This window comes from Pinibacter aurantiacus, from assembly GCF_019130065.1.
GTDB classification, from domain to species: Bacteria; Bacteroidota; Bacteroidia; order Chitinophagales; family Chitinophagaceae; genus Pinibacter; species Pinibacter aurantiacus.
The window spans coordinates 356,748-373,942 of sequence record NZ_JAHSPG010000006.1 but is presented as its reverse complement, the minus strand read 5'-3'; the positions used below and the strand labels follow the sequence as shown (position 1 = coordinate 373,942).

Sequence of the window (17,195 nt, the reverse complement as noted above, 5' to 3'; positions counted from 1 at the left end):
TATGTGCTTTAAAAAATCAATATTGTTTTACTTGAGTGAGTTCCCATAACCCACTACTAAAATCGAAACGATTAATATCACAATGCCTGCCAATACGGTTGATAATGTTTTTTTGCTGGTGCCTTTCCATTCTTTCAAAACCAGTCCCCATAAGTTGGCAACAAGTATGATGAATGCCATGTGCAGTATCCAGGAACTCGCACCATTACCGAGTTTGCTTTCTCCCATTCCGTAGAAGAAAAACTGTAAGAACCAGGTGATGCCTGCCAGTGCGGAGAAAATGTAGTTTTTTAATAAGGGTGCCTGCTGATTGGTATAGTCGCCAAATGTTTTGTTGCGTGCATTTAAGATCATGCACCAGATAAAGTTGGTAGTAAGTCCGCCCCAAAGCAACACAACATACACAACATTGTTTTGATAGAGTGGATTCATTCCTTGTCTCACGGCCTCTTCAGCCATTGACTTTCCTGCTTCCAACCCAAAGTTAAAACATGCGCTCAACACACCCGATACAATCGCCACAAAAAGTCCCAGCCCTATTTTGAACTCCTTGTTTGCTTCTGTCACTTCTTTTTGTGACAACTCCTTCTCTTTCAACACACCTGCCCTTCCGCAAACAATGATACCGATGGTACAAACAATTATACCGAGCAATACCAATTTTCCCCAGCTGCTATGCAGCATGTCTGAGAAAGATTCTTTACCTGCTTTTGGATACAGATCGTAATAGATAGAAGGAATAAGGGAACCAAACACAGAGCACAATCCAAGAATAATGGTGCTGCCAAGCGATACGCCCAGATAGCGCACACCCAACCCGTATGTCAAACCGCCGATGCCCCACAAAATGCCGAAGAAAAAAGTGATCCACAAAATGTGTGACGGCGTATACTTAATGATTTCTGAAAAGCCCGGAACCGTTAGCCATGCAGCTAATGGTGGTACGATGAGCCAGGAAAAAAGTCCTCCTACGATCCAATAGCTTTCCCAGGCCCAGCCTCTTACTTTTTTATAGGGTATGTAGAAACTTCCTGATGCAAATCCTCCGATAAAGTGAAAAATTACTCCCAGAATAACTCCCATGGCAGTTGGTCTTTTATATGGCTAAACAATTATAGAATAAAAGTAAAAAGTTATGATTTTTTATCCATCATGCACTGTCATGGTTCACAATTTCGTAGGTTTGACCAATAACCAATCACTAAAGGCACCTAATGAAGCAAGTCCCTATTACGCAGCATTTATTTATCGACGTTTACTCCGCTACGCCTAAGTACCTTCAACTGGCGAACTCCATTATTAAAGCTATTGCGGCGGGTAAAATTCAAAAGAATGATGTGCTGCCTTCCATCAACGAAATAAGCTTCGAGTTTGAAATTTCGAGGGATACTGCGGAAAAAGGTTATAAATATCTGAGGTCTTTGGGTATTCTTTCTTCTGTTCCGGGTAAAGGTTATTTTGTACAGAATACGCAGTTTGAACAAAAGTTCACCATATTGCTTTTGTTCAACAAACTGAGCGAACATAAAAAGATCATTTACGATTCCTTTGTTGATGCAATCGGCGAGCATGCCAACATAGACTTCTATATTTATAACAGTGATTTTAGTCTGTTCAAAAACATACTGGCACGCCGTCCTGAAGACTATACACACTTTGTCATTCTGCCGCACTTCAGAGAGCGCTGGGAAAATGTAGACGAAGTACTGAACACTTTGCCTAAAGAAAAGCTGATTCTGCTCGATAAAAGATTGCAGGGCGTAACCGGTAACTACCGCGGTGTGTACGAAAATTTTGAGCAGGATATTTACACGGCGCTTGAACAGGCAAAAGACAAGCTGCAGAAATACAAAAGCATTAAGATCATTTTTCCTGAGAACACTTATTATCCTGATGAAATTTTGCAGGGCTTCAAGCGCTTTTGCCAGGACTATGCTTTTAACTATGAAATTATTGCAGACATTGAGAAGGAAGCCATTTCGCCGGGCAGCATTTATATCAATCTTCGCGAAAATGACCTGGTAATTCTTTTGGAAAAAATCATTGCACAAAACCTTGTTGTGGGCGAAGATGTAGGCATCATTTCTTACAATGAAACGCCATTAAAAAAACTCATCCTGAATGGACTTACCACCATTTCCACCGACTTTAAAAAGATGGGCGAACTGGCGGCAGAACTGATACTAACAAATTCATTCAAGCACATTGATGTTCCGTTTTACTTAACACCGAGAAAGTCTTTGTAGGGAGCACGCAGATAACGCTGATTTAGCTGATTTGCACTGATTAGATTTCAACATTTGCTACATCTACGGTTTACCACTAAGACACTAAGTGCACTAAGTTTCACTTAGAAACGTCTGGTTTTCAACAACCCTTAGTGAGGCTTAGTGCACTTAGTGTTTTAGTGGTAAATCTGGGACTTTCAAACTGAACAAATCTCAAAGCAACTAATCAGCGCAAATCCGTCCAATCCGTGTCATCTGCGTGTCTTCTCTCCTTCGCACAAAATCACGTCTGCCTTTCTGCTCGCAGGTGTCACCACAAGATTCACCACCTTTCCTTCTTTCACCTCGCCTTCAACGATAGTATTATATGGCGCATGCAGTTTGAATTTCGTATTCCACTCCTTTGGCCATGCGGGCAGTAAATAGATCTTCTTATCATCCACCTGCATCAACATTTCCTGCAAGCCAATCATGGCGCTACCGCCCCAGTTGTGATCGGGCGACCAATCGTAACCCGGTCCCCAAAACGCAGGAAACCGATAAGGACCATCAGCAAATTTTTCTTTTGTGAGAATTGTCGCTTCATCAGTCAATCCCAATCGCGCCGCAAAAATATTGTGCTGCTTCCATCCCACTGCACTGCGTGTCTTAGTTACCTGCGAATCGAGTTGATAGGTATTTATGGCCGTATCCAAACCCGGTTTTCCCACGCCATAAATTCCCCATGGAAAAACAGGATACAATTGCGGAGCTTCTGCATTCTGCACCCTTGCCCATACCAAAGCCGGAGCCAGTGTAGTTTTTCCTCCAATTGTTTGTAATGGTATCGACGGGATGCGATGCAACATTTTTTGCCATTTGCTTCTTTGTGTTGTATCAAGATACTGATTTGGCAAAGCAAGCATGCGCTCGAGAATTACTTTCAATGCGCAGACAGTGGTTGTTGAGTTGTAGGCACCTTTGTAGGTTTCCGCAGCCGAGCCTGGATATAAAATATACTCGCCCCTTTCGTTAAATACTTTGGCACCAAGTTTCTTCGCCATGTATTGATAATGCTCATCAAAAAAAGTAAGGCAACTTTCTATGAACGGAATATATTCTTTAATATCACGGCTTTCGTAACGTTCTGTTTCCAGCATCATTTGACAAAACTCAAAAACCGTATCCCACAAGTATTCCAGCCATGCATTATACTCGAGGCCTGCATCATAGTCAGCAGGTCTTTTTAAATTGTATTCGAAAATATTCGGCAATCCGAAGTTTTCAATTTGTTCTGTAAAACAAGCTCCTTTATGATTCCAGTAAACGGCACTTCTCAATTCTGCATTGCGCAATGCATTGAGGTAAAAATCAAACTGAGGTTTGAGCATATCAAAATCACCACTCTTGATCATTGGATAGTACACAAGCCGCTGATTCTGGGCAGTCATCGTACCCCCGCCCCACAAACGAAAGTCAGGAGAATAAGGATAAGGCTGATTGCCTTTTACAAACACCGGATCAAAAACGAATAATCCGCCATTGAATTTGGTGGGCCATTTGCCATAGGCATTGCAACCAAGCATGTAACGGAACAAATTATAATTGCGCGAAATGAAACTATCCTTGCCTTCGATAACTATGTAACTTCTAGTCCAGAATTGCTGCCACCAGGCTTTTGTCTTCTGCAATGCAGTAGAGCTATTCGTTGCGGCATCTTTTACAATATTGTTCAACTCGTTCTTCCAAATATCAATCGTCGCGGCCTGAGAAACATTCAAGGCGATTTCAATTTGCTGCGAACGAACAGCAGATTTCGTTTTTAGCTGCCACGACGTAAAAGAAGTGTTGCAATAACTACCGGTATCAGTCTTTACAAACTGCATACCCTTCGCCTTCACAACGCCACCAAACGTATTGTCCGCAAGCGGATTGAACATTTTATCTTTCACAGAACCCATCCCTTCTTTATCGACTGTGTAGTCAAAAACATTTTGTTTGTCATTTCTGTTGCGGTGATAAAAAAGTATTTCATTGTTTAACGCCTGCACTTCATCTTTATACATTACCACGTCAAATAGTTGTGGTGCTTTGTAAGAATTTGCTCTTAATTCTGTTCCTTTGATTACTCTGTCCGATGTGCGCCAGTTTTCGTAGGACGTAGTAACATCAACAGACTTGGCGCTTCTAACACTTACATGGACAACAGGTCGAAATACATCAACCCACAAATTAACTTCAGTATTATTTCCCGAAATAGTAACGCCTCCTTCAACCAATTTCAGCTCCTGTTTGAAATCTTTTCCAGCGAATGGATCGGAGGAAAAATGCAGGCGCATTCTGCCCAGTGTGAGCATTTGATTGTTCTCATCAAACGTGCCGCTGCGCGAAATGTAAAAAAGCACATCGCCGTTTTCCACCCAGACATTTAATCCAATGTCGCCACCACCGCATGGCATGGACTCGGACGAGCTGCTGCTTTGTGCACGCCAAACAACATTATAGTTGGATAACTCTTTCGGCTGCGCGAAAGAAATAATGTATAAAAAACTGAAAGAAAGAAGGAATGATATTTTCTTACGTATGCTGGTCAATGATAAAAATGTTATAAAACGAATGTAAGAAAAATAGAACGTAGAGACGCATTGAATGCGCCTCCCGATTTTTGGGTGCAGCACCAGAGACGCATTCAATGCGTCTCTACGGGTAGCCGATTAAACAGTTACCATGGCTTTAATAACACCTGTTTCCGGGTTCAGCCAACTGGCCAAATTATCTTTCACCTCGTCAAATGAAACGCGGTGTGTGATGTATGTTTCAGGCTTTACAAGTCCTTTCTTCATTGAGGCAATCACATGTTCAAAATCCTGTCTCGTTGCATTTCTGCTGCTCATCAAAGTTGCTTCACGTTTGTGGAATTCTGGATGAGAGATGACCAATTCGTTTTTTTGCAAGCCTACCAAAACATATCTCGCTCCGTGGGCCATATATTCAAATCCTGCGTTGATGGCGCGCAAACTTCCTGTTGCGTCGATCACAACGGTAGGCATGTCGCCGTTGGTGATTTCTTTCAATCGCTCCACTACATTCTCTTTCAAACCATTGATCGTAAAATCTACTCCTAGTTTATCCTTACAAAACTCCAAACGATTGTCGTTAATATCCAAAGCGATTACTTTTCCTCCGGCTATTCGTGCGAACTCCATTGTACCCAAACCAATCGGCCCTGCACCCACTACCAATACACATTCGCCGGGAGTAACATCAGCACGTCTTACGCCATGGGCGCCAATTGCCAATGGCTCAACCAATGCCAATTCATCGAAATTCAAATCTTCGCCATGAATCAATGATTCTGAAGGAACCAGCAAATACTCACGCATACCGCCATCCACATGTACGCCGCAAACGTTGATCGCAGCGCAGCAATTTGGCTTGCCCATCCTACAGGCTATGCATTTACCGCAATTGAAATAAGGAATAAACGTAACAGCTTCACCAGCCTGAAACCCTTTGGCATCGCCTTTTACATACTCGGCAGCTAATTCATGTCCTAATATTCTCGGATAGGAAAAGAAGGGTTGCGTGCCCTCAAAAGCATGCAAATCCGTTCCACAAATGCCAATTCTTTTGATCTTAAGCAACGAATAGCCGGCCCTTAATTCAGGCACTTCTACTGTTCCATATTCGAATGTTCCCGGCGTAACACAAACCAATGTTTTCATGCGATGCAATTAATAATTTGTTCTCAATATTTTTAGACAATAAAACGAAATCAATTCCTTTTAGCTTCAGGATAAATGTAAAAGCTGTAGCTGTATGGCTTTGCAGGAACCTGGTATTGCTCCAGCGGTGCCGCAACTGCACTCCAACTATCATTTCCTCCCACTCCCATTTGCACAAGATCAATATTCAAAGTTATAAAACCTGCGTCTTTCAAATTATATGTGTGCTTCGATGTTTGAATGTTGTAGTCGGTATAAGGGCGCGCACTCATGCTCAACAAACTATCCGCAACAATTGTCAAACCTTCCTGTTTTTTATTGCTCAACGACATCCAGCGAACATCCGTTCGGTTGGCATTTTCCTGAGGTACTACATATGGCTCAATAAATTTATCCAAAGGCAATGAATAAACCGCTGCATCAAAACCATATCTTCTGTCGATATAATTTTCCTCAGGCCCGCGACCATACCATGCTATGTTATCATAACCTCTCGATATACCACATTGCATACCTACTTTAGGAATATTTGGTCTGCCGGCGGGCACATCCAACGCATAGTTTACTTTTATTACTCCGTCATTGTTGATTGCGTAAATTACAATAACCTTACTTCCGTTTGCAAGCGTATAGTTACTTGTAATGACAGGCATTCCATTCTCCATTTTCGAAGTCACATGCTGCAATTGCAATGTGGTATCATACCATTCTTTCAATACTTTGTTCGACTTCCATCCGCGTTTGTCATTATCTGTCAAAGGCCTGGTAAAACAAGGCAGCAACGGTGCATATATCTGTTGTTTACCTTTCCAAATATAGGAATTTAACCCACCGTTCTTTTTGCTGATGGCAATGGAAAAATTCTTACCGCTCAACAAATAAGACGAATCTGTTTCTGCAACCTGAGCCGCTTTATTTTGTTTACCTTTTTCAAATACAGGACGCACAGCGTGTGTTAAAGAAAACTGATTAGAAGCAATCTCAAACCCTTTATCTGCCCACACTTCGGCTTGAGACAATGTAAAATGAATGTCGACCAGATACTCACTATTTTCTTTTAAAGTTGGATAGAATGAAGCGATATTTATCAACGTATCGTTACCTGCCGCAAGATTGATAGCAGGCAAATTTTTCTGTACAACTATTTTTCCATTTTCACGGATGATCAGAGAAACATTATACCCGGCTAACGATTGTGATGCATGGCGATTTGTAACCTTCACTATCCCTTTTGTAGCATTTTCCAAACTACACTCAACCGGCTGAAACACGCGTTTACACTCATACATCGCAGCCTTCGGCCTTCCGTCAGATGCAGCAATTCCTTTAATGGTGAAGTTGTCATAGTACTTTTCTCCATAGTCCCCACCAAAAGCATAGTATTCGCCATGCTCATCTTTCTTTAGCAAACCCTGGTCACGGTACTCCCAAATACAGCCGCCAATCATGCGTTTTGTGGAACGGAAGACATCCCAGAACTCTTTTAAGTTGCCGTTGGAGTTGCCCATGGCATGCGAGTACTCTACAAAAAATATAGGACGATTGTCTCCATTCTGTTGATTCGCAAGCAACGCGGGCGTGTAAATGCCAGGGTACATGCGGCTTACAATGTCAACATAATACTGATCCACCGGATTTTGTAACCGATGAGAATGGTCGTTTGTTTTTGGATAACGCGGATCTTTGTTATCAATGTAACCTTCTACTTTCGGACTTCCCATGGCAGGTTCGTAGTGAACGGGACGTGTAATGTCAAAGTCGTGTATCCATGCAGCCATCGCAGCGTGATTAGGTCCGCGCCCTGCTTCATTTCCAAGGCTCCAGATTATAATGGAAGGATGATTTTTGTCTCTTAGCACCATTCTTGTTGCACGTTCCAAATAAGCTCCGGTCCATGCTGCATCATTGCTTAGTTTGCTACCAAGTCCGTGCGTCTCTAGATTTGCTTCGTCAATCACCAACATGCCATATTGATCGCACAGGTCATAGAAGTATGGGTCCATCGGGTAGTGACTGGTGCGAATGCAGTTGAAATTAAATTGCTTCAAAGTTCTTACATCCTGCAAAATATCTTCTCTTGTTACGGCTTTACCGCGCACAGGATCGTGGTCATGACGATTGATCCCATACAAATAAGTGACTTTCCCATTAATCAGCAATTTCCCTTCATTGGAAAATTCAATACTTCTAAAACCAACTTTGCAACTTTTTGCTTCCACTAATTTTCCCGTGCTGTCTTCAAGACTTAACACAAGGGTGTACAAATTCGGCGTCTCATCACTCCACTTTTCAGGATGCTGCACCTTCTCTTCGAGCAAACCGAACTTAGCATTATCCAAGCGGGGAAACACTTCATTAATTATTTCATCTGCCTTCTTCTGCAGCGGTGCATTCCAAACAGGTTTTCCGTTCTGATCGTACAACTGAGCTTTCACTACATAACCCGGAACCTCTTCACCGGTAAGGTTTTCCAGGCGTGGACGGATACTGAAAATCGCATCGTTGTATTGCTTGTCCAGTTTTGCTTCCCAATGAAAATCTGCAATCCTCAACTTAGGTTCGGCCATCAATATCACTTCTCTTTGTATGCCGCTCAGACGCCACTGATCCTGGTCCTCGAGATATGATGCATCGCTCCAGCGAATCACTTGCACTGATAAAATATTCTCTCCTTTTTGCAAGTAAGGCGTGATGTTAAACTCTGATGGCAAAAAACTATCTTCTCCATAACCGAGATACTGTCCGTTCACCCATACCTTAAAAGCTGAACTTACGCCGCCAAAATGCAGTGTAATGTTCATGTTGCTCCACTCATCGGGCACTGTGAATGTGCGTTGGTATGAACCAACAGCGTTATAGTCTTTCACAATGTAGGGCGGGTTCACAGGACGGAATGGATACACAGCGCTTTTGTATATTGGTTTATCATAACCTTGCATCTCCCAATTCGAAGGAACAGGAATTTGCTTCCAACCTTTTACTCTTGATTTATAAAAATCTTTAGGTGCATCATCTGGCTTTAGTACTAATGAAAAATCCCAGTTGCCATTCAACGATATCACACGTGAGGTCTTTGTTCTGTCGCACGCCAAAGCATCCTGTACATTGCCGAATGAATAACTAGTTGCTCTTGCTTCATCTCGGTTAATGCTTGTTATTCGCGGATCTTCCCAGGGTTCTGTTGCATACACAGCGGGCTTACTGGGTACAGCAGCGGGCGTACCGTCTACTAATTGTGCTTTTAATGCAATGGGTAAAAACAACACTAATAACGTACCTATATTTTTTATTGTAGCCATTTTATGAACACCTTTTTTGATTGCTGTCTTTACGACAGCCTTATAATTTGCGACATGCGGTTTGTTCGGGAGACGCATTTTCATGCGTCTCTACGGGAATGAACCTCAAAATTCATCATTCATAATTCACCACATACTCCACACCTTTCTCCACGGTCATCTCATACACACCGTTTCCTGTACTTGCGATTGTTCCGTTTTTGCAGGAAGGTTTCTTTTTGCTTTTGAATTTCAACGTACCTGTTCCTTCGTCTGCCTTCACCTTTATTTGCTTCGCACTGCAATACACATTCACTACTCCGTTTGGTGTAGGCACCGTTCCTTCGATCCATTTCAACCCACCTGTTACCGGTTGTATCGTGTACGTTTTGTACGCTGGCGAAGTAGGCTGCACTCCTAAATAATATTTTCCAAAAAGATAAATCGGACTTGCACCCCACGCATGGCAAAGGCTTTTGCCAAACGGCCTTCCGTACATGGCATAGTGCTCATCTCCCTTTTTATCGGGATTGTATTCTTCCCAGAAAGTCGTTGCGCCATTTTGCAACATGCCACCCCAGTAACTTTTGATTTCATTCAACACATATTGTTGTTCGCCTAATGCGCACATCGCTTCCAACTCGTAGAAACGCATATATGGGGTGGTGATCTTCTGTACTTTATCGTTTAATAAAACATTTTGCTTTACGCCTTGCTTTTGTATGTCTGACAAATAATTAAAGAAGATTGCAAACATATTGGTGTAGCGGGTTACGTTGTCTGTTGGTTGCCCATTTATTCGGCTATGAACAAATGCCTGCTTATTGCCGTTCCAGTAATAAGAGAATATTTTCGCTTTTAGATCCGCAGCCATTTGCCTGTACTGTGCAGCTTTTGTATCATGCATCAAATCGGCACACATCGACATTGTCTCAAGACTGCGGCACAAGAGCAACTGTTCAAAACTCACTTCACCTTTTTTACTAAGCCTATCTGCCCAATCAATAAATATCCAATCTCCTGCAAGCCCTTCCATCAAGCCATCTTTGTTTCTTCTTTGCAAGCAATAATCCATCATGCTTTGCATGCGTGGATATACCTGCGTAATAAAATTTTGATCACCTGTGTACAGATAATAATCATAGATTCCCATGAACCAATAAAACGTATAATCCATGATGGTATTGATATGACTAGTCACAGGATCCTTGCCACGTAGCGCCATTAATGTAGACGTTACCGTTGATGAATTGAAGAAGGAATAATAGTTCATCAAAAAACTTTGATAACCATCACCGCTCCAAACCCATCGATCACGCTTGATGCCATCAATGAAAAATTCACGCGTATTCAAATGAAACGTATAGTCTGATACTTCGTAAATTCTGTTCAACAAAGTATCTGAACATCTGAAAGTTCCACGTTGCGCAACCGGTGCATATTCGTAAAGCATGGAGACAGAATCCAATGCAAGCGAGCCGTTATATTGAATATTGACAAACCGGAATGCTTTCGAAGACGGTAATACTGTGTCCTTGGCCGCAGCGTTGCTGATCTGCAATCTGTCTAACGTTTCACAATGATCTGTCGACAACGCTTCTGCTTTAGATTCACCGTAATAGATGTTCACTTTACCATTTCCGCGAAGACCATTCAATTTTACGTATCCAAATGTTTCCCTGCCAAAATCAACCAACAATGTTTGCCCCTTCTTATCAACAGACGCAGCATATTGAGGTGTCGTTTGCAGTTTGAAAGACGATGGTTTTATAGACGGGTCGTTAAAATTTTTACTTCCCGCAGTTAGCCAAACAGTAGCAGCCTGATCCGATGCCTTGCCTGTCTCATCGATCCACTCCTTATCCTCAAACGTTACCAACCATGTTCCATCAGATACAATCGTTTGCCCCTTTACAAACAAAGCGGGTACTGTGGCCTGGTTAAATACTTTTACGTTTATCCTGTGTTTACCAGCAGGTACAAGTATCTGCGATGGCGCACCTTCTTGCATCTTGCCGTCAATCTTTACATTGTAATTTCCTTCCGTATAAATGTCAACCTGCTCTGGTTGAGCAAGACTAAAATCCTTATGAAAATCAACACACACATAATGGTTATCCATTTTCCAGAATGGAGGAAAAAACGTCCCCCGTTCTGTGCGTCTGTTTTGCATTTTGTTGCTGAGCCATATATCGAAATCGCCGGGATACCATATCCACGTTGCTTCCTGTGCCATCAATGCTTCCGAGCACATAAGAAGACAAGCGCCTAAAACTATCGCCATTCGTTTGATCATTCTATTCATGTTTTATTGTTTTAAAACGGGGCAATAATCCCGCAGCATTTTTTACAGAGTCAGCCACCATTGGCCCATTGTTCTCCCATGTATTACCCGGACCGTTCGCATTCGCCAGAAACTTTTCTTTAGGGCACCAGTTATTTTTTACAGTGATATAAGAAGAACCCTCGTCGAGATATAAATAGAACCAATGCTCCGGGTCATGTACATATGGAGAGTAGCCGATGCTGTCAACGCAATTCTCTGTGATCGAAGTTCCCGGCTGTGCAGACAACGTATATATCCCCGCCACATCATACATGTGATTGGCGTAGTGATGAATGTAGTTGGCATGAATACGGTTATTGCGCATGCAGTTCAAAGATTTCGTCCAACCCCATCCCACATTGATACCCGTGTATGCAACATTGCAAATTTCGTTGTGCTCAATATTTATATTTCTTACACAACCCGCTGCAATGCCCACGCATCCCCAATCTTCATTCGTCACATCATCGATATAGTTGTTTTCAATTCTGTCGTAAGAAGAAATTTCTCTTTCATCGGCAGGATCATAGGGCAAATGCGTTTCAAAATTTTCAGGCGAGAAAGTGCCGACCTGTATAGCATTGCCACCAATATCCCTGAACACACAACCTTGTACCAGATTATGGTTTGTACCAAAAGCAAGATCTAACCCAGCCGAAGCCATGTGACGAAAATCGCAGTGCGTGAATTGAATATTGCTTGCACCACTTACTTCCACTGAGGCGGGTGGACGACCGATCCAACCCTGGTTATCCAGGCCTTTTTTCTCCGGCGTGCCTTTAGGTTTTAACTTGTATGCATCCAACAAATACATGCCGGCCTGCAATGGCACATGGCCCTGCAATGACGGTCGTAACCATGTTGTATGTTGAAAGGCAATTCCATCAATAATGATGTTTCCAACGGGACGATCCAACGAACCATCCACTTTTATCAATTGCTCCAAAACAGGTACAACAACATTAGCGGTCGCCATGTCTTCTCCTGTTTTTGGCCAATAGTAAACTTTCCCTTTGTTTATATCAAGATACCATTCGCCTGCCTCATCAAGTAGTTGAACCGCATTGGTAAAATAGTAGGCACTGTTTCCATTCTTACCGTCCACCACAGCAGATGGCCATGGATGTTCAAAATGAATGCGGCTCTCTGGTTGATAAAAAGTCAATCTTGCTTTGTTGCCAACAACATCAACACTTTTGATGCGCAATATAGCAGTGGCCCACATTTCGTGTAACACGATCTCCATTTGCCCGGCATCTTTCGATATATTGAAAGATGGAGCCTCTACCCATATCTCTTCTTTTTGCTTGTCAACAGAAAGAATACGCTTCAAATTATTATCATCCACTTCACGGCAGCGAACAGCTTTTTTCCCATTTACCCATAACTGTCTGAACTCAATATTTCTACCACCAACTTTCAGCACATCCGCCACCCAAACTTTCCCTTGAGCAATAGCCGGCAGGCCTCCAATCTTTCCCTTCACCTTGCTCCATCCCACTACGTTTACGCCTCCACTTACAACAGGCTTCTCACCCGGCGCCGCTTGAATCACCAAAGGATGATCAGGAGTGCCGGAATCTTCGGGCCTTATAAATATTGGCTCATACAAATTATAAATGCCGCCGCGCACATTGATAGTAACATCCTTTACTGAAGACGTACTATCCAGTCTACGCAGCTCTCTCGCCTTACGCAATGCCACGTCAATCGAAGCAAATGGAGACTCCTTCGAACCGTCATTCCCATTCGTTCCGTTCGGCGCAACCCAAATCACCTGCTGTGCAAATCCAGCATAGCCCATCAACAGAGCCCCCACCAATAGTTTATATTTGATCCAATTCATATCCAAAAAATAAAATCCTTTCAATCATGACAATCATGAAGATCAGCCTGCCCGACTAAAGTCATTCAGGCGGGCGTTCCTTCTCTTATCCCTGTTCGAAAATCGATTTCACATACGCCACATTCGCGCCATAGTTAGCTTTCACATTTCTCGATTGTTTTGCATCTCTTGAACGCTCAATGATCAGCCATCCGTGCCATTTCATTTTATCCAACACCTTCTTAGTCGCCGATAAATCAACCTGCGGATCATTTTGCAACCACACGCTGTCTTTGTTTGTACAGTGTATTTGCGCGATATTTTTTGCTCCTAATGTTTGCAATTCAGTTGCCAGGTCTCTTCCGCGCTGATACGCGTTCTGGAAGTTGTAAGAAATTTTAATTGCAGGAGAACCAATATCCTTCAGCAGTTTCACCTGGTCTGCGGCAGAAATAGATGTTTCTATGGCAATGATCACGTTTTCTTTCTCTGCAATCTTTGCCACTTCTTTCAAGCGCTGCACAACAGTATCACGCACTTGCGGATGCTCAGTTAAATCAGAATTTGTTCCCAAAGGAAGAAAGCCAATCTTAACATTCATCTTTTTCATTGTAGCGATACAATCCGCCACAGCCTTTACTGCAGTTGGCTTGTGTGCAAATGACTGTGCATAGAACCCAGACATCGACAACGCGCATATCTCAATGTTCAGATCCTTTATCTTATCCAAATACATTTGACGAATGGAGTCATTTGCAAGAGTGTTATCAAATGATTCGCGCTGACCAAGCCCACCCATGTCCACTTCAAGTCCGTCTGCATTCAAATCTTTCGTAAGCTGCAAGGCACCCGGTTTCTGGCGTTTCAGCAACATCAAATCAATCAACCCCACTTTATAACTGGACTTCTTTGATTGCGCATTGAGGTTGGTTGTTGTTAGTGCACAAGCCAACAAAATGGCTGCGCAAAAGATTTTATTTTTCATATGTCTGTTTTCAATGTTTTTTTTGTTACCAACAGTTGTAATTCTATTTGAGATCGTTGTGTCACTCACTTTTACATCTGTTCGCTGTTGAACAGTAGTAAGTCACCATGTATTTATCTTGCATTGTTTTGGTGCAAGAGGGCGAATGCGATTCACCCCTACCGCAACCCCATTTTCAACTTTCAACTTTCAATTTTCAATTACCGAAACATTTTCGTCAACGCATCAAAACCCTTGATCGCATTTGCGGGCAACCTCTCGCCTTTGTCGCCAAATACATACATCGCATTTTCCTTCTCTATCATAACTTTTGTTTCGTCAATACCTCCCGAAGCTGTCGTTATCTTTTTCAAATCCAATCCAAAATTCGCAGCAATAAACTTGTAGAGCGGTGTTCTTTTGTTGATTCCGAAATCATGCCCCTCCGTGGGTAGATGTACATTTTGCACCAACTCATCTTTTCCATAAAATCCATACATCCTTTTCAGGTAAGGCATTTCAATTTGCGGAACGTGATCGGTCCAGTCCTGTCCGTCACTAACAACCAACATAGGACGGGGTGCAGCCATGGCGGCTATTTCTACATTGTCAGTTCCACCACCTGCAAAATGAATCGGCATGCCGCTTTCACAAGGACAACCGCCATACATATAACATGATAATGAAACAACAGGTGCGCTCAATTTTATTCTATCGTCCAATGCTGTCATTAATACCGTGAGACTTCCTCCTCCGGAACCGCCGCTGATCGCCACTCTTGAAGTATCTGCTTCAGGCAATGTAAGGATGTAATCAAGAATGCGAATCGTATTCAACACCTGGATGGTTTGCGCCAAACTCTTGCGATGATCTTCATACTTGAATTGCAACATTGATTCACCCCATGCAAAAAGGTCATAACTAACCGCAATTGTTCCCAACCGGGCCAATGTTGTACATCTGTATTGACAATCCGGACGATAACGGCATGCCTGCCAATGCCCATCCGGACAAAGCACCACAGGAATTCTCCCTTTGATCTTTGCGGGCTTATAAATTGATCCTGCAACATATACGCCCGGCAGCATTTCAATAGCAAAGTTCTCAACAGTGTAATCTCCTAATGTTCGTTTGTTCGCCAGAATTGTTTTAGAAGCCGGCTTTGCGGGCAATGGTGAAATCTCCAACGCTTCAAGCATTTGCTGTTTCAATACTGCCTTTCTTTTTTCCCATGCAGCCTTGTCGTTGTATAGCGCAGCGAGTTCATTCAATTTCTTTTGTCCGTCTTCTACACTCCATCGATAGTATTCATATTCTTTCAACTTGAATGTTGAATCATTCTCCTTATTCACTTTCATGTCGAATGGCGTCAGAATGTTGGCCAGCGTAGCATCCGCATTCTCTCTGTATCTCCAGTCTGCATAGCTAACCCATTTATCAGCCACCATTTTATTATCGAACTTAATGCGCACGCCGAACTTTGTTTGCACTTCCTGCAGCACCTGCTTCAATGGCTTCTTGTATTTATCATCTGCATTTTGCTGCGCAAATATTTGCGTGATGTTTAGCAGAATGATTATGGTTAATATGGTTCGCATGTTGTTTTTGTTTGGCGGTACGCGGTTTGTTGTGGAACGCGGCTTATTGAGGAACGCGGCTTGTTGCGGAGACGCATTATCATGCGTCTCTACGGCGAATCAATTTCTGATCCGGGCTTCGGCGCCTCGTATCCTTTCATTGCTGGCCATTGTCCGTTGATTATTTTTTTCATTTCCAGCTTAGCTGGATCGATCATTACATACTTTATTTTCTTTCTTCTCCAGGTGTAAACTATATGAACCATGCCATCCTTTGACTGAATAACCGAAGGGTAAGAATATTGACTAATCGGCGAATTTTCCAGTATTGCCGCGGCATACCATATTTTACCATCTTTGGAAACGGCAATGTTTAGAGGAGTCCTCGCACCTTTGCCATTCTTTAAACTGTCTGCAGGCCTAACATGGTTATACACCAGCAACTGTCTCCCGTCCTTTAATGTCACCGCATCTGTGCCTGAATTATTGTTGGGCATATCTGTTGCCGCAACAGCGGACCACGTGTTGCCTCTATCGTGTGACCATGTTTCTACAATCGCTCTGTCTTTGCTTCTGCCCAATGCTTGCAGGCTTCCATCTTTGTAAAGAACAATAGATGGTTGAATGAATGACAACATTTTGCCATCATTGATTGGCCCAATCATCTGCCACGTTTTTGCATTGACATCGGTCACTTCAAAATGAGCTTTCCATCCTCCGGCTTCGGTGCTGGAAGGACAAATAATTCTCCCGTCGATCATTACAGGTTTGTTCTTAATGGGCCCTAAAAACCCATCTGGCAAAGCTTCCGGCGATGACCATGTATTGCCATTGTCCTTTGAGCGCAGCATCCAACCTTTCCAACCCGCGACATTTGGCCCCACTTTGTAGAACAACCATAACTCACCCCCCGGCACCTGGTACAACACAGGGTTCCAGCATGCATAGCGTAGCGTATCGTTGATGATGCCGTTGGCAACGTTCTGCGGTTTTGTCCATTGACCGTTCTTCTTTTGACTTACCCAAATGCACACATCGGGATTTCTTTCTTTTGTTCCACCAAACCATGCGGCAACCAAGCCTTGTGGTGTTTCTACGATGGTTGATGCATGACTCTCGGGGAATGGAGGATTGTCGCAGATGAATTCATCAACGATGATGCCTTTTTTCCAGGGCCGCTGGCCTTGTGTGGCAACAATATTTACAGATACTAATAATATCAAAAACAGTTTTTTCATGCTATAGTTTTTATTACCACTAAGACACTGAGAACACTAAGTTTCACTAAGAGGA

The 17,195-nt window shown here is 42.8% G+C and carries 10 protein-coding genes; 1 reads left to right on the top strand and 9 read right to left on the bottom strand.

Annotated features, from left to right (window positions below; all coding sequences use genetic code 11):
* Positions 1-27: 27 nt before the first annotated feature.
* Positions 28-1,083, bottom strand: coding sequence for an L-rhamnose/proton symporter RhaT (gene rhaT / locus KTO63_RS10910; RefSeq protein WP_217791309.1), 1,056 nt, complete (start codon positions 1,081-1,083; stop codon positions 28-30).
* Between the two features lie 131 nt (positions 1,084-1,214).
* Between rhaT and KTO63_RS10905 the strand changes: the two genes are divergently transcribed.
* Positions 1,215-2,246: a GntR family transcriptional regulator gene (locus KTO63_RS10905; protein ID WP_217791308.1), complete on the top strand. Its 1,032-nt coding sequence runs from the start codon at positions 1,215-1,217 to the stop codon at positions 2,244-2,246.
* Between the two features lie 233 nt (positions 2,247-2,479).
* Here KTO63_RS10905 and KTO63_RS10900 read toward each other — a convergent pair whose 3' ends face one another.
* The 8 genes from KTO63_RS10900 to KTO63_RS10865 form a co-directional block, all read right to left on the bottom strand.
* Positions 2,480-4,801, bottom strand: coding sequence for a DUF5703 domain-containing protein (locus tag KTO63_RS10900; RefSeq protein ID WP_232373125.1), 2,322 nt, complete (start codon positions 4,799-4,801; stop codon positions 2,480-2,482).
* 120 nt (positions 4,802-4,921) lie between these two features.
* Positions 4,922-5,932: a zinc-binding alcohol dehydrogenase family protein gene (locus tag KTO63_RS10895; protein WP_217791307.1), complete on the bottom strand. Its 1,011-nt coding sequence runs from the start codon at positions 5,930-5,932 to the stop codon at positions 4,922-4,924.
* A 50-nt stretch (positions 5,933-5,982) separates the two neighbouring features.
* Entirely contained in the window at positions 5,983-9,231 is a 3,249-nt protein-coding gene (locus tag KTO63_RS10890) for a glycoside hydrolase family 2 TIM barrel-domain containing protein (RefSeq protein ID WP_217791306.1), read from the bottom strand.
* A gap of 115 nt (positions 9,232-9,346) precedes the next feature.
* Positions 9,347-11,515, bottom strand: a complete 2,169-nt coding sequence (locus tag KTO63_RS10885) for an alpha-L-rhamnosidase-related protein (protein WP_232373124.1) — start codon at positions 11,513-11,515, stop codon at positions 9,347-9,349.
* Positions 11,508-13,382, bottom strand: a complete 1,875-nt coding sequence (locus KTO63_RS10880; protein ID WP_217791305.1) for a right-handed parallel beta-helix repeat-containing protein — start codon at positions 13,380-13,382, stop codon at positions 11,508-11,510. Before KTO63_RS10880 ends, KTO63_RS10885 begins: the two co-directional genes overlap by 8 nt.
* An 85-nt stretch (positions 13,383-13,467) precedes the next feature.
* The gene (locus KTO63_RS10875) at positions 13,468-14,346 is read right to left on the bottom strand and encodes a sugar phosphate isomerase/epimerase family protein (RefSeq protein WP_217791304.1); all 879 of its coding nucleotides are present in this window, start codon (positions 14,344-14,346) and stop codon (positions 13,468-13,470) included.
* 200 nt (positions 14,347-14,546) lie between these two features.
* Positions 14,547-15,923 (bottom strand): alpha/beta hydrolase family protein, encoded by a 1,377-nt coding sequence (locus KTO63_RS10870; RefSeq protein WP_217791303.1) that lies wholly within the window; start codon positions 15,921-15,923, stop codon positions 14,547-14,549.
* An 89-nt stretch (positions 15,924-16,012) separates the two neighbouring features.
* Entirely contained in the window at positions 16,013-17,140 is a 1,128-nt protein-coding gene (locus tag KTO63_RS10865; protein ID WP_217791302.1) for a sialidase family protein, read from the bottom strand.
* Between the last annotated feature and the right edge of the window lie 55 nt (positions 17,141-17,195).

Excerpts from the sequence above, each read along its gene's own strand:
- KTO63_RS10870 (WP_217791303.1), bottom strand. The coding sequence starts at position 15,923 with ATGCGAACCATATTAACCATAATCATTCTGCTAAACATCACGCAAATA.
- KTO63_RS10895 (WP_217791307.1), bottom strand. The coding sequence starts at position 5,932 with ATGAAAACATTGGTTTGTGTTACGCCGGGAACATTCGAATATGGAACA.
- KTO63_RS10885 (WP_232373124.1), bottom strand. The coding sequence starts at position 11,515 with ATGAATAGAATGATCAAACGAATGGCGATAGTTTTAGGCGCTTGTCTT.
- rhaT (WP_217791309.1), bottom strand. The coding sequence starts at position 1,083 with ATGGGAGTTATTCTGGGAGTAATTTTTCACTTTATCGGAGGATTTGCA.
- KTO63_RS10875 (WP_217791304.1), bottom strand. The coding sequence starts at position 14,346 with ATGAAAAATAAAATCTTTTGCGCAGCCATTTTGTTGGCTTGTGCACTA.
- KTO63_RS10905 (WP_217791308.1), top strand. The coding sequence starts at position 1,215 with ATGAAGCAAGTCCCTATTACGCAGCATTTATTTATCGACGTTTACTCC.
- KTO63_RS10880 (WP_217791305.1), bottom strand. The coding sequence starts at position 13,382 with ATGAATTGGATCAAATATAAACTATTGGTGGGGGCTCTGTTGATGGGC.
- KTO63_RS10865 (WP_217791302.1), bottom strand. The coding sequence starts at position 17,140 with ATGAAAAAACTGTTTTTGATATTATTAGTATCTGTAAATATTGTTGCC.
- KTO63_RS10890 (WP_217791306.1), bottom strand. The coding sequence starts at position 9,231 with ATGGCTACAATAAAAAATATAGGTACGTTATTAGTGTTGTTTTTACCC.